Here is an 18,967-nt window from a genome sequence, read left to right as displayed (position 1 = left end):
TTAAACGCATCGGATAACTTTTAGGAAATTTCCACCTTTTTTCGACAGTCTTCACACGGGACTAGCTGTATATTTTATTGGCGGTATATTTCCATTTTTGAGAATGATAGGATTCCGCGGAGGGGAGGACTGACTTCGATTTTTGGACTTGATAGCAAGCAGATAAATAGAGAGTAGGAGAGATGAACATGATTAGCAGAAAAATAATGAGTTTAATGTTATCTGTATTTTTAATTTTATCTTTGACAGTTGGCTTCACTCCTGTCCACGCAGTGGATGATCAATCGGCAAACATCGGGAAGGCGGCGCAGCAGCCGTCAGGGGAAATCGTAATTAAGTTCAAGGAAGAGGTACAGCTGCCTTATCAGGATGGAGCTGAAAAGGCGCTTAAGGCATCGAGGAATGCCGCTTATGCCAGTGTGCTGGCTGATCTGAACGGTCTGGAGCTTAACCGTTTGTTCACTTCGCTTAACGCAAAGTCGCAGCTGTCAAGCAGCAGTCAGACTTCCGTTTTCCATCAGTATTTTACTGCAGCTGTTCCGAAGGGAACGGACGTGGCGGCACTTCTGGCAAAGTTGAACAAATCCCCGCTTGTAGAGGCGGCTTATGAGGCGCCAACGAACATTTCGGACCCGTCGTTGCCGTACGCGCCGAATTCAACGCCGGTACAGCCGAATGATGATCCGCTGTATCCAAACCAGACTTATGGACAAGCCGCGCCGCTCGGCATTGATGCTCCATATGCCTGGCAGTTTGAAGGCGGAGACGGCAAAGGCATCTCATACGTCGATGTCGAGCAGGGCTGGGCGCTCAATCATGAAGATTTGGCGGCTCACAACATTACAGCATTGCCGGGCATTCTGATGCCGACATCCGCTTCTCACGGGACAGCGGTGCTTGGCGTCATCTCTGCGGTCGACAATACGATTGGTCATGTCGGGCTAGCCAATAAAGCGAAGCCGCTTATCAATTCTTGGAGACGGCTCGACGGCTCCAGCAATATCGCCGAGGCGATTCTCACGTCGGTTCCGGCACTGCACCGGGGTGACGTGATTTTGATAGAGGTGCAATCTACATCCAGCACGTCCAATGGGGCTTATGTGCCGATGGAAGTGTTTCCTGCGGAATTCGATGCCATTCGCTATGCGACGGATCAAGGCATTGTCGTAGTCGAAGCCGGGGCGAACGGCTCTGTCAATCTGGACACCTATCAGGATTGGAACGGCAAATATATTTTGAACAAGAACAGTCCCGATTTCAAAGATTCCGGAGCTATTCTGGTCGGCGCTTCGTCGTCGTCAGTTCCGCATGAGCGCCTGTATTTCTCCAGTTACGGCAGCCGAATCGACAGCTTTGGCTTCGGGCATAACGTGCATACGCTAAGTGCAACAGACCTGTCTTCCACGACGGGCTACACCACTTTTTTCAGCGGCACATCCTCCGCTTCGCCAATCGTCACCGCAGCTGTGATATCGTTGCAGGGCATTGCGAAAGCGAAATACGGCGTTACGTTTTCGCCGCATGAGGTTCGGGAGCTGCTTAGAAATCCGGCCTACAATACAGCCTCGGCGGATCCTGCTGCAGACCAGATTGGACATTTGCCCAATCTCAAAAATATCATCGATCATATGCCGGCACCGGCTGCTGTGTCAGATACTGAAGTGCCGAGCGTTCCCACCCTGCTTACAGCAGCGAATGTCACGTCTTCCAGCGTTGAATTGTCCTGGTCGGCATCAGTGGACAATGTCGGTGTCATCGGATATGACATCTATCAGGATGGCGTGAAGATCGGTGTATCTGCGGGCACATCGTATACGGTTACTGGATTGGCTGCTTCTACGGCGTACTCCTTTACCGTAAAAGCAAAGGATGCGGCAGGACATGTCTCCTCGGCAAGCACAGCGCTTGCCGTGACGACGAACGCCCCGCCTCTTCAAGGGCAGACCTTTGTGCTGACCGTTCCGGCCAACACGCCCGTTAATGCGGATATCTATATGTATGCTCATGGCCTGAATAACAGCTGGTCGATCAACGACCCGGTCTATAAGTTGACGAAAAACGTGAACGGAACTTACAGCATTACGCTTAATGTCCCGATCGGAACTACGTTCCATTTCAACTTCTCCAGAGGCACATGGGGGTCGATGGAGACATCAAGCGGGGGCGGATATGTGGGGCCGCGTGCTCATACCGTTACAAGCGGCACACAGCTAACGCAAGTAACCGTTGCGCGCTGGGGTGACCTGTAGGAGCTAGGGGCAGAATAGGTTGAATTTTGAAATACTGTTGCTGAGCAACGTTGAAAGTGTGTTATCGCGCCAAAGGGTGATTTAGTGCTGCCACGCACCGCTAATTCGCCCGTCCATATCATTGTGTAAAATGATGAACTTCATAAAAAGTAAGCCATGAAGTAAATACTCTCTAGAAAAGTTGCCTAGACCATTTCCGAGGAGAGTATTTATTCATGGCTCATTATCAGCTTACACTAGATCATCAATTACTAAACCAACTATTTATCGGAGAAAATCGAGATGCTGGCGTAGCCGCATTATTAGAGGCCGTTTTAAACCAAGAGTTAAAGGCGCAAGCCACCGAACAAGTAGCCGCTGCAGAATATGAGCGAGCGCCTGGGCGACATGGGCAGTGTAATGGCAGCTACACCCAAGGATTAACGACGCGAGTAGGGAGCATTACGCTGCAAATTCTCCGTTTTCGTGATGGTTTTTTTTCAAATGAACTCTTTAAATGGTACCAGCGAAGCGAGCAAGCCTTGGTTCTCACTACATGAAGTGGCGTATCCGTTCATGACGGTGGATGCCATGAATGTAAAGGTGCGTGAATGGCCGAATACGCTCTAGAGGGATCTTTATTGGTTATGGCGTCAACACGGATGGCAACCGAGAGATTCTAGGGCTTGCGGTTGGCGATACCGAATCTAAGGCCAGCTGGGATACCTTCTTTAGCAAACATAAAGCCGTGGACTAAACGGTGTAGACTGCATCACCAGTGATACTCACGGTGGCTTGGTCAAAGCCATTCGTTAGCATTTTCAAAGCGTAACCTGGCAGCGGTGCCAACCCGACTTTATGCGCAATATTCTAAATGCTGCACCAAAGGCGCTGCAAACGAGTATGAAGGGATGCTTCGTTCCATCTTGAATCACCCAATATGTACATTGCGAGAAAATGTCTTAATGACAACTTAGAAGCGCCCTAAGGCGATGGACACGTTCGAAAATGGTTTTGACGATGCTGCGGCCATCCTTGTACTTGTATAACCAGATGAATACCGCGTACGACTGCGGACTTCTAATGGCATTAAGCGTGTTATTCACATTTTTCCAAACCGAGAGGCGGTCGTGCGTATGATTGGTGCAAAAACCGCTAATTTTTCTCAGACAACGTAGAAGGGATTTTACACATAATTATGGACTTTACCTGAAGCAACTTCGTCCGTTTCGAATAAGTCGATAGAATCGACTTAAATCCGCGAAGCAACCGTCGCCCCAGTCGGCGCTTCCCTCCCGCGATCCCATTTATACACTAGTGAGTTGCAATTAAGTAGAGTTACTAGTCAACGCCCTCCAAATCTCCACAGCCTCTAAATTGACAGCAAGTAACCCCCGCCTCTTTTTGTTATTATGTATTTTGGTTTTTGCGGATTATCTTCAATCTTCTCTCGTAATTTTTGAATCGTGATATATACGTTGGCATCAGAGCAAATCCCTCCCCAAATCGAATTAATCAGATCTTCTCGTACAACGATTTCACCTTTGAAATTATACAAAAAATGTAAGACTTGAAATTCTCTATGGCTTAATTCAATTTCTCTATTATTAACGATTACAATTCTTTTAGGAGGATCTAATTGAAAATGGATGACGGATTCTTCGGATTTAGATTTTTGCAAAGGGAGAAATTGCATAAGGTAAGCGATTGGATCAAGATTTATTGTAATATTTTTCTGAGTTAAAAAAGATACATTAACGTTGTCGCAATATTTATTAATAATATGAATGGGTGCCTGACACTTTTCGCGGATTGATAAGCTGGTTTCTAGTTCCTTTTCTCCAAATCTGGGATAATACAATAAGACGAGGTCGATTAACTCTGTGGAGATATGTTGTAAACAACTATTATCCGTTATTGTGATGACATGATTTTTTCTATGTAATAATTCTGATAGTAAATTACATGATGAGGTCAAACATTGAGAGAGTAATAATATATTCATTCTTACCTCCATTTTCCATAATAATTCACTAACATTGCATATCAATTCATGTCGACGCTCTGATCAGTATCTATTTCTGATTCAATCACCTCCACATCCTTTATAGCATGAAAATCAGTTTGTAATTTTTTTAGTGCTTCTTCAGGAATGATGACATCTCCCTCTGGCGAATAATACTCCGGAAATGAAAGCGTTTTAAAGGAATCACCATTAAATTTGTCATAGTATTTTGTAATCATCGCAAACATGTCCGTGTAATTAATATCTGTCTTCACATTGTCCGAAACGATATTTAGCAGTTTATGGGCTTTTGTGATATTTCCCCAAGATAGAATCTTTTCAGCCAACGCTTTTACGACTTCCTGTTGGTGCTGGCCTCGTTCAAAATCGCTGGCGTAATATCGATTTCCGCGGTCGTCCTCTCGGAAACGGGCGTATCCCAAGGCATCCTCTCCGTTTAATACTTGCAATCCTGGATTTAAATAGAGATTCGTTGGTCTGTATTTCATGGATCTTTTAACATCGATTTCTATACCGCCGATCTCATCTACCAAGGATGTTACAGTAGTGAAATTGGCTAAAACCATGTGATCGATATCAATCTCCAATATTTCCTCAATTTTATTTCGAGTGGTGGCCATTGATCCGCTAAGTACGGCTTTATCCAGCTTTATTGATCCCATTTGTACGATATCTCCCGTTAAAATCGATGGATCTTCTTTAGCTTTTTGCCGGTAGAGTGAATACCCTTCACTAAATAAGGAATTAATTTTGACCGTGTTCCCCCGTTTATTTTCGACTAGCAAGTCCCTAGGTATCGAAAGCATTTTAACGATTGATTCTTTAGGGATAACATGCAACACCATAAGTGTATCAGTAAGAAGAGCATTATGGTTCCCTCGATAATCCAAACCAATCACCAAAGTATAGAAATCTTCATTAGTTTTTGAATGCGCTTCATCAATTTCGGTGCCGTCTCCTGATTGATGGGCTGTGGTGCTGTTTGTGCCAGGTAAAATCATGTTATCAAGGTTCGATTTTAGTTGATAAATAAACACGGCTGTTGAAAGTGCTATAACACTCATCAAGATGATCATTAAGCGTATGATCATCTTTTTCTTTTTACCCATTGTTTTATTTCTCTTTCTTTGTTGCATCATAATCAATACCTCTCCTATCTCACTTATGCTTATATAAGACTAAACGCACAAATTGAGGGATTTGTTGCAATAAACTCCAGAAATAATTTCTAGGTCTAGAGATAAGAGTTTTTGAACTTTTTACTAGAAATCTAAGGTGTTTTCTAAATACCTCTATCAATCTCTCTTTATGGAAAATTTATGTTCTGTTTATTTAAAAGAATGGATTGATTGGTATATAGTTGGAAATGACTTTAAGGATAATAGTAAAGAGTTGGTGCAACGCTAAGTTTTTATTCTTAAACTCACATCAAATTATTTAAGGAGTGGTTTTTGTGACAAAGAAGTTTGGTAAGAGACTCTATGGTTCCTTAGTAGTGGCTGCCCTTTCTGTTTCGATGGTAGCTACAGGCGCATTTGCAGCTTCCTCCAGCACACCTACAACTGGCTATGGAACACTGACTGGAGCTATATCAATGAACTATAATCTTGGGGACTTTTATCTTACTACCAATGTACAAAAAAATAATGATAATGCGTATTTAACAGGAAAAGTTGAATGGCAAAACAAACTCGGACAAACCACAGGTACTGGAAGTGCTGTGCCTAGTCAAAGAGGGGCGACATCACTATTTGATTTTTGGACGTTTTTTGGTGGTTCTTTACCCCACCAAGCGTTTGGGACACATGGCGTACAAGGCGGGAACACACATCAATCAGCTGCAGCTTTTACTTTCACAAACCTTTAAGACGGAACAATAGTTATACCAATACTAGTGCTTAAACACATCTATACCCAACAGATAGGGCTTTGCACCAGCTCTTTCTGTTTGGGTATAAATTGTTTTGTTATTTTAAAAAAAGGGGATAGCAGTGTGGGGAAATTTTGGGTTCATAAATTACTTGCGTTTATAATCGTAGTTGCATTGGCGGCAGGCTGCTCCGTTACGAATCATTCTATTAATGTAGATGATTCTACCGAAATTACAACAGATACTGATCATAATCCATTTAATACAGATGAAAAGAATACAGTAGTAATGGGCACCATGAGCCATAGTTTTGAAAATCTTAATTTCAATGAAAAAGGACAGGCACTGCCTTTACAGTACAACGGCGGCGAATTAAGCGTCGATTATTCCGTCACTGCTTCAGGAAAAGCAAAGAACGTTGGTTTCTTTATTTTTGTTGACGGAATCCCGCAGCCTTACAAAATAAATACAACCGACGCTCCCTATGAATATATGCATATCTTTGAATTAATAGAGGATGATAAAGAAATGCCTTTTACATTTGTGTTTACTCCTGTAGCGGGAAAAAAAGGAGAGACATTGCACGTAAGCGTATCAAGTATTTACAATCCAGGCTTTAGACCGGATATGAAAGAAACAAGCTCGTATGGCGGTTACCATGAGACCTTAGAATCTGGAATATCGTTGGTCTTTAACCAAGATGTAGAGGAAACCGATTTTACATCGATCGTATCACAGGAAGTTATAAGTAAGGCAGAACTATCTACAGAGCCGGTCACGAAAGAGTTATTGGAGAAGTATAGTTCCTCAAAGGGGCTGGATATGGCTGCTATAGGGAAAAGAATATTTACCGAGCTGCATGTTGAGAATGAAGTAAGAAATCAATATTTTCAGGTGAATAAAAATGGTGTTCTCCATGTAGCATTTAAAATGTTCGGCCATCCTGGTGTCCGGTACAAAAATACGTTCTATATAAACCATAATGCATTGACCAGTAGTGATAGTTCTTCCTTTGAAACCGCAATAGCTGAAGGAAACGTGTCTGTAGTCAAAGCAGAAATTAAACTAGATAACCTGGAGGATTTCAGTACGTTTTATGTTGTTTCTGTCCCAATGAATGCGGACGATTTTCCGAATGATGCTATCCTGTTGAGCAAAACACCCTCTCTCTTGCTTTATAAATGATAGGAATCATTTGATAAACTTCACGAAGAGAGAGGAAGCTGATTGTGAAAGTAATGTTTAACAATATTTCAAAGCAATATAAAGGGAAGTATGCATTAAAAGACTTTTCTGCAAAACTAGAGAACGGCGTTTGTGGACTTTTGGGGGCGAACGGCGCGGGGAAAACAACATTAATTAATATCTTTGTAGGCATTTTGAAAAGCGATTATGGACATGTCTATATAAATGAAAAGGATACCAAGAGTATGGGAAATCATTTTTTATCCCACATTGGTTACTTGCCCCAATACCCGCAATTCTATAAAAACTTTGAAGTGATAGATTTTTTAAGATATATGTGCGTCCTTAAGGATATACCCAAAAAGCAAGGCGAAAAAAGGGCGAAAGAATTATTGGAAATCGTAAATTTGAGCGATGCATGCAACAAAAAGATTGGTGCGCTATCGGGAGGAATGCGCCAGCGCGTCGGCATTGTACAAGCAATGCTCAATGATCCGAGCATCCTTATTTTGGATGAACCGACAGCCGGACTTGATCCGCAAGAACGAATCCGTTTTCGTAATTTAATAGCCCAATTTTCTGAAAATCGTATCGTATTATTAGCCACACATATTGTTTCGGATATTGAATATATTGCTAACCAGGTCTTATTGCTAAAAGAAGGCAGGCTCATGAAACAGGGTTCGCCCCAAGTTCTCATTGACGGTTTGAAAGATAAGGTGTGGATGGTCACCGCCACAAATGAAAAAATGGTTGAAACGTTACAGCAGTTTAAAATAAGCAATATGATGCGGGATCATGACAAGATTCATATAAGAGTCATTCATGAAGAAAAACCTGATGCGCACGCTGTTAATGTACAAGCGAACTTAGAAGATGTATTTTTGTATTATTTCTGAGGAGGAGAACAGTGATTAAGCTAATTGTTTTTGAATTTCAAAAACACTTTCTTAAACCGTCAATCATTGTGGCTGTGCTGCTCTTCTCCTTATTGAGCATAGCTAAAATACACAGCATTCAGAATACGAATTCTTTGTTTTCGGGCAGCAATACCAGCCCGGCTTGGAAGGGGCTTTATTGGAATCTATATGAGGAATTCGGAGGCGCGATTACAAACGAAAAAATCGAGAAGTTGATGGCCATTTATCGCCCGCTTGAATATCAAACAGCCGATCGTACCGCAAGTTCAGACCATAACCCGGATTCCTATACCGGTGGGAACATATATATGGATCGCAACTTTTTCATGTGGAATTATGTGAATCCTATGAAATATGCTTACGAGTATAAAATGTATGCTAATCAAGTCGTATCCGCGGCAGAGAGAAATATGGATTTCTTTGAATCGATTGGCAATACCTTTGAATACAAGAAGAATGCTGTTATTAAAGAGCTATTTCAAGAAAGATCGATATCTATTTTCTCTTATAAGGAAATGTATCATTACTATGTTCAGTACGATTTTTCTGCGTTTTTGGTGTTATTGATTTGTTTATACAGCTTAATGCATGTATTTATATCCGAAAAAGAAACAGATATGGAAATGTTGCTGTTAACAACGAAATCTGGAAATAATAAGACGATTTTTGCCAAACTCATGGCCTCTGCTATATTTGTCTGCATGCTCTGTTCTTGGTTCTGGACCGTTGACTTTGTTGCATTTTCCTTACTATTCGGATCTTTTGAGTCTGCTTCTACCCCGTTGTACGCGCTTGAGGATTTTGTGAATTCCTCGATCGGTGTTAGCTTAAGTCAATATGCGATTATATCCGGCCTAATTAAAACATTTGGGATATTTGTGCTTAGCTTGCTGTTCTTAGTTGTATCCTGTTTTTTTAAAAATGCTTTAGTCCCTTTTATTATCAGCCTATCCATTATGATTAGCTTAATATTTATGAATGAAGTGTATATGGGGTCCGGACGTACGTTGCAAAAAATTATTAATCCGTTTGTACTTATTGTAAATCGGGAATTGTTTCGTAAAACGGAGTTTGTTGATTCATTTGGATATCCAATGCTTCACTATATGGCTGCAATATTGCTGGCGGTGGTGTGGGGATTGCTACTTACACTTGGCATTACCGTGTTCGTAAAGAAGAATACTTTGCGTAAGGGGGTAAAAAGGCATGCCATTATGGATCTGTGAAATGAAAAAAATGCACTTATACCAAAAGGGTTTGGTCTATATTGGTCTGTTTTTTATCTTCAGCCTTTCGTCTATGATCCTATTTGATAAACCTGCGAACCTGGATATTGAATTGAATGCTTCGCAGTATGCTTTTTACCTCAATCAAGTAAAAGGCGCATATTCTGAGGAATCGGAACATTTCTTTGCGAATGAATCTGCAAAAATTTCCGAAACTAAAGTCAAACTAAAAGAAGCGAGTGATGATTTTTACGATGGAAATATTAATGAATCGGAATATATTTTGATTTCAACTCCACTCGAGGAAATTTTGCAATATGAAAAAGGCTATAAGATTATTTATGATCAATTTATATATATTCGAGAAGAACCGGAGCAGCGATACTTTTTGTATACCAATGGCTGGGACGGTTTGATATCAAATGACAATTTGGATTTTTTGTATATATTATTGTTGCTGGTCCTTGTTACCCCAGTGTTTTGTTTCGAGTTTGAAAGCAAGATGAACTCCCTGAACCTTACCGTAAAAAAGGGAGGCAGAAATCAGGCTCTTTATAAAATTGGCTTGATTTGTATAACCGTTGTTATGCTCTGTTTACTCCATGCTGGATTAAAATTTGGATTCTATTGGCTTAAATACGGGTTGGAGAATGGAAACTATCCGCTGCAAAGCCTATCCTATTTTGCAACGTCAACAAAGAGCAGCACTTTGTTAGAAACCTTTTTGTGGTTAACTGCCTGTAAGCTTTTTGGGAGCTTATGTCTTGCGATTTTGATCATGTTTGTATCCGTCCTATTTAAAAAATATGCATTTACTCTATTTACCTGTACTGCACTCATTCTTCTCCCTTATTATGGATTCCGTTTGGAGTCATCGAAATATTTTTTGCCGGGCCCCCTCGGTTTTATGGTTTCGTCAGGTTATTTTAGAGGAAATGAATATGTCCGCAACATGGTTAATGGTCAAATGATATTTGTGTTTAAGGAAGTCTCAACCATGTTATGGCTTTATCTGTTTGTTATCACGCTCTGCCTTTGTATCGGTATGTCCCTCGCTATTTTAATCAGGAGTACAAATAAATGGTGCGAAATAAGACCAAGATTTAGGCTAAGGCCGTTACATTTGATGCTCGTTATTTGTGTATTCTTTCTTTCCGCTTGCACTCCGAATACTAGAGCTGGAGAAAGTAATATTTACAACTATTCCTTTAGACAATCATATGAAAATGAATACTATCATTTTTATGTGGAAGAATCCGAAGGGAATGAAACTCGGATTGTGTTTGAGGTTAAACAAACAGGAGACAAACAACACTTTGTCCGAAACCCTATGACTTCTTTGACGAGAGTGGAAAAGACGGTTTTCGGGAACGGATCATATGTCTACTATATGAAGTATAACTCGGATAAGTCGGAAATTCGTGAGCAAATGAACCGCCTCTCGATTATCGAAGTAAATACGGACACCTTTGACGAAAAAATTGTTTTCGAAAAGAACTTAAACACGGTAAAGACTTCAATTAATTTATTCAAAAGTAATAACAAAGAGATGGCATTCTTTCATAGTGTAAGCGGCTTTTTTCTAGATGAAGAAAACATTTATTTAGTAGGACATGACGAGATTCGCCGAGTCCATCAATCCACAGGGAAGATGAGCGTCATTATTCGATTCTCGGTACTAAGACATCTCGCATTCGACGGCCAAACGATCTACTACATTGATGAGAAGTCACAAGTGGTCAAGTATGATACAAGGACGGATATAGAGGAAGTCATCCCTGATTTGGTTACACAATACTTTATATTGACTAATAACGAAATTATTTTTTTAAACCGTAAGGATAAGCAAAAAATCTATGCTATGAATGTAAGTGATTCGACATTTCGAAGAATTACGGATGTGCCCGTACTCGAATTTTATTTTGATGAGCAATCAATCTTCTACGTGAGTAAAGACGATCTTAAACAATATCGGCTGGATTGGGCTTAGGAACTCGCTTCGTAATACAACTCTGTTAAATGTGGAAGTTGGATTTATGAGATATTAGTTTAGTTTATTTAAGGAAGTGTACGATTATGACGTCTTCTATCTGTCTCAAATCACCGGACCATTAAGCCGAGCGACTGCTATCTAATGGCGTTTCTGAACGGCATGAATGCTGGGTCATGTCCGAACGGACAATGCCGATAACAGCTGACGCAGTTTGCGAGACGGAACTTCTGGATAAGCAGATGAAGATTATGTCAAGGAACGACCTGGCTTCGTCATTGAAGTGCTGCGACTATCGAACATCGGGAGCCGGTAATCACAATAACCCCGCATAACCGTAGCGATATCCGATCAGATGGGCTGCAGTTGGTCTCCGTTAACTGACAAGAGTGACGATGTAATCTACGCGGCTGTTCCAAAAGGGTGTCACCGGATAAACGAATTCCAGACATTGAACGTAAAAGCCTTCAAAACCACCACTAAAGAGGGTTTTGAAGGCTTCTTCATTACTTGAAATCCTGTCCAAAGCAATCATAGAAAATCGCAAATTTGCTCTTGGGACAGCTCCATATTCAGGACATCTTTCCGGCGTAATGAGCGCTCTTACCTTTTTGTCAAATTGACGTATGTCCGGCTGAAGTCAATCCGCTTCAGATCTTCCTTGTCGATCAGAAACTCGCTATAGCCGGCATCCCTCCAGTGCATTCCCATGTCGTCGTGTGAGAACCTCCATTCCGTTGGGGCAAAGATAAGCATCTAACGGTATAACGCCTGCCCGAAATCTCATCCCGCCCAGCCGGCGGTTCACTTTTCTCCAATACAGATAAGGCCCCCGCCACAGTAATACCGGTGCTTAATGTTGTATGCGGGCTTATCCAAGCCTAGGACGAAATAGAGCATCCCTTCCTTAGGCTAACCATCATAAGGGATGAACGAAAGCTTGTTTAATCGGAGTCCAGAAGCTTTTTTACATCTAGCAATTATTTCCGCTAGAGCTAGACTTAAGTCTAGCCTGAATTGCGACCGCAGCTAGGTTTCGATCAAGCCCTCTTGCGCTATGCTGAATAAATAATGAGAGGAAGCGACCCATTAAGTATTTTGAAAATCCGGTTCCCATTTATACTTTTCTTCGTAAATACGCATAACCTCATCGTATAGCGGTCCCGATCTCGCGGATTTGGCGTATTTGAATAGTCGCAGGAATCGGTCCTTTGGAAGAAAACGCGCGTACCGGGTCAGCAAATACGGGTACATCGTCATATATCGGTCCTTGCGCACGGCCGCTCCGGCGACTGCTGCCAGTATGGCTTCGCCGCTTGGCATGCTCAGAATGCGCATCTCATGCAGCAGCACGTACCGGAATGTGTTCTCCTTGATCAGATCGCGCCTAATCTTGGCAATCTCGCCAATATAGGAGACCAGATCGGTATTGAAGCTGTCCATCAGCAGGGGCTCGATCATCAGATCCATATCCTTGCGCAATTGAAAGGTTTGCAGCAGCATGATTTGTTCCAGCTTGAGTTGATCGTTGTGCACCAGCGATCCGATCTCCCGCAGCATTTCATAGGTGCGCGGCTTGTCGCCTTCCTGGAATACGCGAATGGCCGCTTGATGGTCGATGGCGAGTCCGGAAGCAAGCTCATATCTGTATTGCTGAAACATTTTTTGCAGTTGCATGCGTCTAAGTGCAGGGGTGAGCCTCTTCTGCAGCGTCCATAATAGAGCGGCTACCGCCGCTCCAGCTGCAATCACCAACACGGTTTGCAGAGAAGAAGAGCTGAATAGCAGGCCGATCAGTGAGAGCAGCAGCCATACTAGTCCGGTGAGCCAGTGGTCTCTCCGCACGATTCCGGCCGCTTTCTTTTCGACAGACTGCAAGGCGCTTGCCTTCCCGCAGGACATACAATCCCGTTCGCCCAGAACGGTGAAATGACGGCAGTTGCGACATATTTTGAGCTTTTGATAGGCAAAGGGTACACGATTATAGGGCCTTAGAGTTACCGCTATTTTTTTCATCATTCGTGATCACTCTGCCCGCGTTTTAGTGTGGACAACACAAGCCTGCTTAGCTGCTTCGGCGAAGGGGCTTGTTTCATTTGATAACGATAGTGAAATACTTTTATACCTGCAAATACAACCAATAGTATAGTAACTACGTATGTAACCATATAGAGCGCCTCCCGCATATGACAAAAAAAGTGATTTATGGATGTCCTTCAGTTATACTTGTTTTTAGTATAGCATCATAGTGGCGGTCGTGACTAACGATGACTTTTGAACTAATAGAGACAACTTATTCGGCAATAGGGTCAAGGAGGACTATCATGAATCTACTAAAAAAAGGATTTCAATATACAATTTTATTTACGCTGCTTCTTTCGCTTCTGCTCGGATTAAGTTTGCCGAGCGCGACAGCGGCTGCTGGCGGGGCTGGACCGATTGACGCGGTACTGGTGCTTGATGTGAGCTATTCAATGGACAGCAGCGACAAGGAGAAGATCGGCAACGAAGCGATGAAGATGTTCATCGATATGCTGTCCGAGAAGGGCGATCGCGTCGGAGTCGTGGCGTATACGGATAAGATTCAGCGCGAGAAGGCGCTGCTTGAGATCCGCTCTCCTGAGGACAAACAAAATTTAAAGTCATTTATCGACCAACTGAATCGCGGCTCCTATACGGATGTATCCGTCGGTCTCAAGGAAGCGGTCCAGATCTTGAAGGACGGAGAGTCCTCCAGCGCCAAGCGCGAGCCGATTATCATTCTGCTTGCTGACGGGAACGATGAGCTTGATCCGAAGTCCGGCCGTACCGAAGCGCAGTCGAACGAAGAGAGAGAGCAAGCGGTGCGCAACGCGAAAGACAATGGCATTCCGATCTACACGATCGGCTTGAATGCGGACGGGAAGCTGAACAAAGCTGCGCTGGAGGAGTTGTCGAAGGCAACAGGCGGCAAGTCATTCGCAACCGATACCGCGGATGATCTGCCGCAGATTCTTAGTGAAATCTTCGCCAGCCATCTGGAGCTGAATATTGTCCCGGTCAACTCGTTCACCGCGAACGGGAACTTCCAGGATGTGAAGATCACCGTACCGAACAGCAATGTGCTTGAGGCGAATATTTCCATCATGTCTTCCAAGTCGGTGGAGGCGAAGCTTGTTGATCCATCGGGCAATGCCGTTGCGATTCCGTCGGACAAAGTTGTGCTGGCTACGTCCAAGAGCTACACTTTACTTAAGCTGATCAAGCCGGTTCAAGGGGATTGGACGTTGAAGGTTAAAGGCGTAAATCAGGATAAGATCGATATCAACCTGATTTTCAATTATGATTTGACGCTGGAGCTTGAGCCACTCGCGACAACTTCTTATTCCAAGGGTGACAAGGTTAAGCTTAACGCCTTTTTGGCCAGCAAGGGTCAACGATTGAGCGATGCGGAGCAATACCGCAACATGAACGCGGTTATGTTCGTCAAAGAATTAACGACCGGCAATACGGAAGAAATAGCCATGAAGCTGGATGGCGATCATTTTGCCGGCGAATACAAGATACCGGAGTCCCGGGACTATGAGATTATCGTCAGGGCTGAGGAGCAGAGCTTCTTCCGGGAGAGTGCTCCGATTAAGATTACAGCTTCAGCTGGCGGTTCCGGAGGAACGGCTAATCCGGTGGAAGAGGCGAATGATAAGCCCTTCCCGATATGGACGGTGGTCATCGCAGCGATCGCATTCCTTGTGCTGCTTGGGGCGGCATACTGGATCTGGAGGATGATGAAGGAGCGCAGCCGCGGATTTGTAGGACAGATGATCATTGAAATTCGCGATGAGAATACAGGGGACAAATCCTCGCCGCAATACAAGCGATTGAGCCATTTCAAAGGCAAATTCCAATTGCATCAATTGCTTCAGCTGGCTCCAGAGCTGAAGGAGACAGAGAAGATAGTGTTCAAACCGGCGAATAAGGATCGGGTTATGCTGCTGAACAGTTCCTTATGCCGAGTGGAGAAGTCAGGCCGGGCAGTAGGAGACGGGCGTCAGCTGGAGCTTCAGAGCGGCGACCGCATTACTGTTTCGTTGACACAAGTGGATAAAACGATCTATATCGAATATCTCGTATAATCAATCGAGGAGGATCACTATGAAACCAATCGTAAGAGAACATATTCAGCAACTCGACGTTTCGCTCGGCGGAGGGATCGTCAGCGAGAAGATAAGAGTAGATACAATCGACAACCCAATTCTCATTATCGGTCTTGGCGGCACGGGCATCGATGCTCTGCTGCGTCTAAAATATCAGATTAACCGGCGCTTCAAGCTTCCTGAGGACCCGATTTCCAAGCGCAAGCGCGACAAGCCGGACAATGTGGAGTTTCTTGCATTCGAGACCAATGAACAGGACCGCAACAAAAAATATAAAGGCATCGGTCTCGATCCGATCAACGAGTTCGTGCTGTTGTCCAATGCCGAGGTAGGCGGACTGCTGCAGAATCGCAGCATATTGGAGCCATACATTACAGATTGGCTGTCTCCGGAACTCAGCATTACAGATGGCATGAATGGCGCGGCAGGCGTGCGCCAGGCTGGCCGCCTGCTGCTGTTCACCAAGATCAATCAAGTCGTACAGAGCATCGATAAGAAGATCAAGACACTCTCTGTCGGCACGAACAAAAAGCTGATGGTCTTTCTGCTGACAGGTTTGTCTGGCGGTACGGGCAGCGGCACCTTCCTCGATATCTCTTATATTGTGAGAGGGATTATTGAGCGTGACCATGGCTCGGCGGGCGTAGACCGTGTCAATACGCTAGGCTATTTGTTCACGCCGGATATTAATCTGGCGAACAAGAGCCTGAGCGACCATACGCGGGAATATATTAAGAAGAACGGCTATGCCGCTCTGAAGGAATTGGACTACTGGATGAATGTCGATGCCAGAGGCGAGCGCTTCAAGCAGCAGTACGGCAATATTTTATCCGTTAATTCCCCGTTGCCGCCGTTTAATCTATGTCATCTAATCTCGGCGACGAATACGGAAGGCAAGCTGCTCGACAATGCTTATGATTATTGCATGAACGTGACAGCGGAGAATATCACCAACTTTATCTCTAGCGAAGAGAAGCAATCTGGCGAGGAATTCGCGATTCATGATTATATCAGCAACATCCGGACGAATATTGCGCAGATGAACAAGATTTATCCGGCGAATTACGATTACAACATTATCGGGGCTTCCTCGGCAGTATTGCCGATTGAGGAGATGACCACTTACCTCGCGTACCGCCTGTTTCAGAAGATGGAGGGCATGTTCCGCAAGGCGCCTTCTCAGGAAGATGTCGAGAAGTTCGTACATAAGCTCGGCATTGATCTGGATTCAATGATGAGAAACTTCGATTCCCGCGTGCCTGAGCCGCTGCCGGGCTTCGAGCATAGTGAACGACTGAACTATAACAATGTCATCAAGATGCAAGCCGTCAATATGGATACGGAGCTGGAGCAGAACTTCCTGGCAAGAGCGCGGGAGGAATATATTAAAGCGAAGAAGCAGCTGCCCGGCGAGGTTGTGAGCAACTTCAATGAGCAAATTCGTCGTATCTTCCTCCATCCGGAGCAAGGACCATTCTACGTGTCGCGTTTGCTCTTTACCGATAAAGGGTTCTGCTTGCTGAAGATGCTGCTGTCTTATATTGAATCGTTGCGTGAGAATCTGCAGAGGCTGCCGCGGGAGATCGAATCGGCGCGTGAGCAGGCGGACGAGCGGATGGGCGACGCGAAGAGTGCATTCGTATCCAAGGACAAGAAGAAAAACAATTATATAGAAGCAAAAATCAATGAGTATTGGCTCCGCGCAGATATCGAGCGGATGGAGCAGCTCATCGAATTCTATGAGGATCTGCATGAGCTACTAAACGCTGAAAACAACCGGATTTATAATGTATATACCGAAATATTAAATGTGCTGAATACGATTTTTGCCAAAAACGGCGAGATTCTGACAAGCGGTGACGAGCACGGCGATCATAAAGGCAACAAAACCTACTATTGGAACATCGTTAGCGTGCCGGATATCTCCAATGTTATCGGCCGTGTGATGGAAAGCAAGGACGGAGACGATCTGATCCGTGACTTTACCCGTGAGCTGCTGGAGCATTCGAATCAGTGGGTGAAGGAGCAGGATATTGATATCGTCGGCTCTATTTCGGACTTTTTGACCGATAAGTTCGGCGATTTGATTACAAAATCGATGGAAGAGTTCCTCGTTATGAAGTATGGCGACGATGAAGCGATCGAGAAATTTGTGGAGCGTCATATCGCCAGCAAGCTGGACGAAGAAGCCATTCCGGTCTTCCATCTGAGCAACAGCTCGGGTAATTTGCATGTTCCTTCATGGGGCTTCGTCTCCGTACCTGTTCAGGCCCCAAGCATTTTGCGGGGCATCCGCAATTATCAGAACAGCTCGATTGGCAAATCTCACTTCACGATTAAGGAAAGCGAAGTGCGTAACCGGATCTTCTGGCTGAATACGCGCAACGGCGTGCCATTGTTCGTCTATACCCCGCTTAAGGTATATGAGGAAAGCTACGAGCGCACGATTCTGGACAAAGAAGGCATCGGACGCCATCTTGTGCAGAGCGACAAGGACAATTGGACCTATCTGCCTTCGCCGATCCCGGAGAAGTCATGGGGCGAGACGTATATCAATCGTCGTGTACAGGACTACAACGCCAGAATTCGCGAGGAGTTTGCCAAGGCTGTTAGCTTCGGCATCATCGTGGAAAAAGGCATCGATAACCCGCTTAGCAACCGGTACAGCGTTCGATTTACGAAGCCGTTCCAAGTATCGGACGTACTGAACGCCTATGCGATGCAACTGGATAGCGCAAAGCCGAATATGGGCGAAGTGAAGCGAGCTTCTCAGGAGCTGAAGCGGCTGCTGGCTGGCGGCTTGGAGTTGGAATCCACCAAGGATATATTCGGCAGCTACTCGGAAGAGCTGGCTCAAGAGAATTTGATCCGCTCGCCATTGCAGCTGCGCCGTGTGCGCGAGGAACTGGCGAAGATGGAATCAATCGTGTCCGCTGTCCAGAAGCTGGATGAAGTGCTGCTTCAGCAGGAGAGCGAAGACAAGTGGCTGCAGCAATTTATTGATGCGCTGTATACCGATACGATCTGCAAGCGCGGCGCTTTGTATGTATACGATCGCGATGCCGAGGAAGAAGCGTGGGCACCGTTCGCCAATCTGATGAAGGGCAGCAATTATATCGAATACGAAGTGTTCGAGCATTTCCGCAGTCTGGATGAGAAGAACCTCGCGACCTTGCTGCGCAAAGCGGGACGCCGGGTGAACGAGCTAACGTCTAATGAAGATACATCTGCGCTGGTGGCCAAGCTGGATGAGCTGTTCAACGTATACCTGGACGCCCGCGAGCGTCTGGAATACGAGAAGATTGAGCTGGCGAACGGCGAGGAACTGCATCAGTTCTATAAAGGAATGGCTTCCAAACTACATGATATTCGCAGAAAGCTGAAGTAAG

General features: G+C 44.4%; 13 protein-coding genes and 1 pseudogene. 9 read left to right on the top strand and 5 right to left on the bottom strand.

The genetic code is table 11. From position 1 onward, the window contains the following. Positions 1–188 precede the first annotated feature (188 nt). Both DX130_RS26690 and DX130_RS27430 read left to right on the top strand, forming a co-directional pair. Positions 189–2,249: a S8 family serine peptidase gene (locus DX130_RS26690; protein WP_206098794.1), complete on the top strand. Its 2,061-nt coding sequence runs from the start codon at positions 189–191 to the stop codon at positions 2,247–2,249. 215 nt (positions 2,250–2,464) lie between these two features. Next, positions 2,465–3,376, top strand: a pseudogene (locus DX130_RS27430) (transposase); the annotation flags it as partial. Between the two features lie 224 nt (positions 3,377–3,600). On the opposite strand, the gene DX130_RS11745 reads toward DX130_RS27430, so the two are convergent. After that, positions 3,601–4,233 (bottom strand): winged helix-turn-helix domain-containing protein, encoded by a 633-nt coding sequence (locus DX130_RS11745; protein ID WP_165861235.1) that lies wholly within the window; start codon positions 4,231–4,233, stop codon positions 3,601–3,603. Positions 4,234–4,274: 41 nt separating this feature from the next. Beyond that, a complete protein-coding gene (locus DX130_RS11740; protein WP_116045373.1) occupies positions 4,275–5,393 on the bottom strand; it encodes an LCP family protein in 1,119 nt (372 codons plus the stop codon). Positions 5,394–5,707: 314 nt separating this feature from the next. Between DX130_RS11740 and DX130_RS11735 the strand changes: the two genes are divergently transcribed. The 5 genes from DX130_RS11735 (at position 5,708) to DX130_RS11715 (ending at position 11,445) form a co-directional block, all read left to right on the top strand. After that, the gene (locus tag DX130_RS11735) at positions 5,708–6,121 is read left to right on the top strand and encodes a hypothetical protein (RefSeq protein ID WP_240644408.1); all 414 of its coding nucleotides are present in this window, start codon (positions 5,708–5,710) and stop codon (positions 6,119–6,121) included. 126 nt (positions 6,122–6,247) lie between these two features. Then, positions 6,248–7,309 carry a beta-glucanase/beta-glucan synthetase gene (locus DX130_RS11730; protein ID WP_116045372.1) on the top strand — a complete coding sequence of 354 codons (1,062 nt, stop codon included), beginning with the start codon at positions 6,248–6,250 and terminating at the stop codon, positions 7,307–7,309. A gap of 53 nt (positions 7,310–7,362) precedes the next feature. Then, on the top strand, positions 7,363–8,208 hold the full coding sequence (locus tag DX130_RS11725; protein ID WP_240644482.1) for an ABC transporter ATP-binding protein: 846 nt from the start codon (positions 7,363–7,365) through the stop codon (positions 8,206–8,208). Between the two features lie 11 nt (positions 8,209–8,219). After that, positions 8,220–9,455, top strand: coding sequence for an ABC transporter permease (locus DX130_RS11720; RefSeq protein WP_116045368.1), 1,236 nt, complete (start codon positions 8,220–8,222; stop codon positions 9,453–9,455). Further along, positions 9,436–11,445 carry an ABC transporter permease gene (locus DX130_RS11715; protein WP_116045366.1) on the top strand — a complete coding sequence of 670 codons (2,010 nt, stop codon included), beginning with the start codon at positions 9,436–9,438 and terminating at the stop codon, positions 11,443–11,445. Before DX130_RS11720 ends, DX130_RS11715 begins: the two co-directional genes overlap by 20 nt. Before the next feature lie 603 nt (positions 11,446–12,048). On the opposite strand, the gene DX130_RS11710 is transcribed toward DX130_RS11715, so the two are convergent. From DX130_RS11710 to DX130_RS26450, 3 genes are all read right to left on the bottom strand, one after another. Beyond that, positions 12,049–12,156 (bottom strand): DUF1963 domain-containing protein, encoded by a 108-nt coding sequence (locus tag DX130_RS11710; protein ID WP_276310885.1) that lies wholly within the window; start codon positions 12,154–12,156, stop codon positions 12,049–12,051. Between the two features lie 378 nt (positions 12,157–12,534). Beyond that, positions 12,535–13,347 (bottom strand): hypothetical protein, encoded by an 813-nt coding sequence (locus tag DX130_RS11705; RefSeq protein ID WP_133297916.1) that lies wholly within the window; start codon positions 13,345–13,347, stop codon positions 12,535–12,537. Positions 13,348–13,460: 113 nt separating this feature from the next. Next, positions 13,461–13,613, bottom strand: coding sequence for a hypothetical protein (locus DX130_RS26450; RefSeq protein ID WP_165861234.1), 153 nt, complete (start codon positions 13,611–13,613; stop codon positions 13,461–13,463). A gap of 156 nt (positions 13,614–13,769) precedes the next feature. On the opposite strand from DX130_RS26450, the gene DX130_RS11700 reads away from it, so the two are divergent. Both DX130_RS11700 and DX130_RS11695 read left to right on the top strand, forming a co-directional pair. Further along, positions 13,770–15,557, top strand: a complete 1,788-nt coding sequence (locus DX130_RS11700; protein WP_116045361.1) for a vWA domain-containing protein — start codon at positions 13,770–13,772, stop codon at positions 15,555–15,557. Between the two features lie 19 nt (positions 15,558–15,576). Next, a complete protein-coding gene (locus DX130_RS11695) occupies positions 15,577–18,966 on the top strand; it encodes a tubulin-like doman-containing protein (protein WP_116045359.1) in 3,390 nt (1,129 codons plus the stop codon). The last annotated feature ends 1 nt before the right edge of the window (position 18,967 follow it).

Origin of the sequence: Paenibacillus paeoniae, from assembly GCF_003388735.1 — a bacterium.
Classification (GTDB): Bacteria; Bacillota; Bacilli; order Paenibacillales; family Paenibacillaceae; genus Pristimantibacillus; species Pristimantibacillus paeoniae.
Note: the sequence above shows the minus strand (reverse complement) of the source record. Positions and strands in the feature narration are given on the sequence as shown.

Excerpts from the sequence above, each read along its gene's own strand:
- DX130_RS11740 (WP_116045373.1), bottom strand. The coding sequence starts at position 5,393 with ATGATGCAACAAAGAAAGAGAAATAAAACAATGGGTAAAAAGAAAAAG.
- DX130_RS11715 (WP_116045366.1), top strand. The coding sequence starts at position 9,436 with ATGCCATTATGGATCTGTGAAATGAAAAAAATGCACTTATACCAAAAG.
- DX130_RS11710 (WP_276310885.1), bottom strand. The coding sequence starts at position 12,156 with ATGGGAATGCACTGGAGGGATGCCGGCTATAGCGAGTTTCTGATCGAC.
- DX130_RS11745 (WP_165861235.1), bottom strand. The coding sequence starts at position 4,233 with ATGAATATATTATTACTCTCTCAATGTTTGACCTCATCATGTAATTTA.
- DX130_RS11705 (WP_133297916.1), bottom strand. The coding sequence starts at position 13,347 with ATGTCCTGCGGGAAGGCAAGCGCCTTGCAGTCTGTCGAAAAGAAAGCG.
- DX130_RS26450 (WP_165861234.1), bottom strand. The coding sequence starts at position 13,613 with ATGGTTACATACGTAGTTACTATACTATTGGTTGTATTTGCAGGTATA.
- DX130_RS11725 (WP_240644482.1), top strand. The coding sequence starts at position 7,363 with ATGTTTAACAATATTTCAAAGCAATATAAAGGGAAGTATGCATTAAAA.
- DX130_RS11695 (WP_116045359.1), top strand. The coding sequence starts at position 15,577 with ATGAAACCAATCGTAAGAGAACATATTCAGCAACTCGACGTTTCGCTC.
- DX130_RS26690 (WP_206098794.1), top strand. The coding sequence starts at position 189 with ATGATTAGCAGAAAAATAATGAGTTTAATGTTATCTGTATTTTTAATT.
- DX130_RS11700 (WP_116045361.1), top strand. The coding sequence starts at position 13,770 with ATGAATCTACTAAAAAAAGGATTTCAATATACAATTTTATTTACGCTG.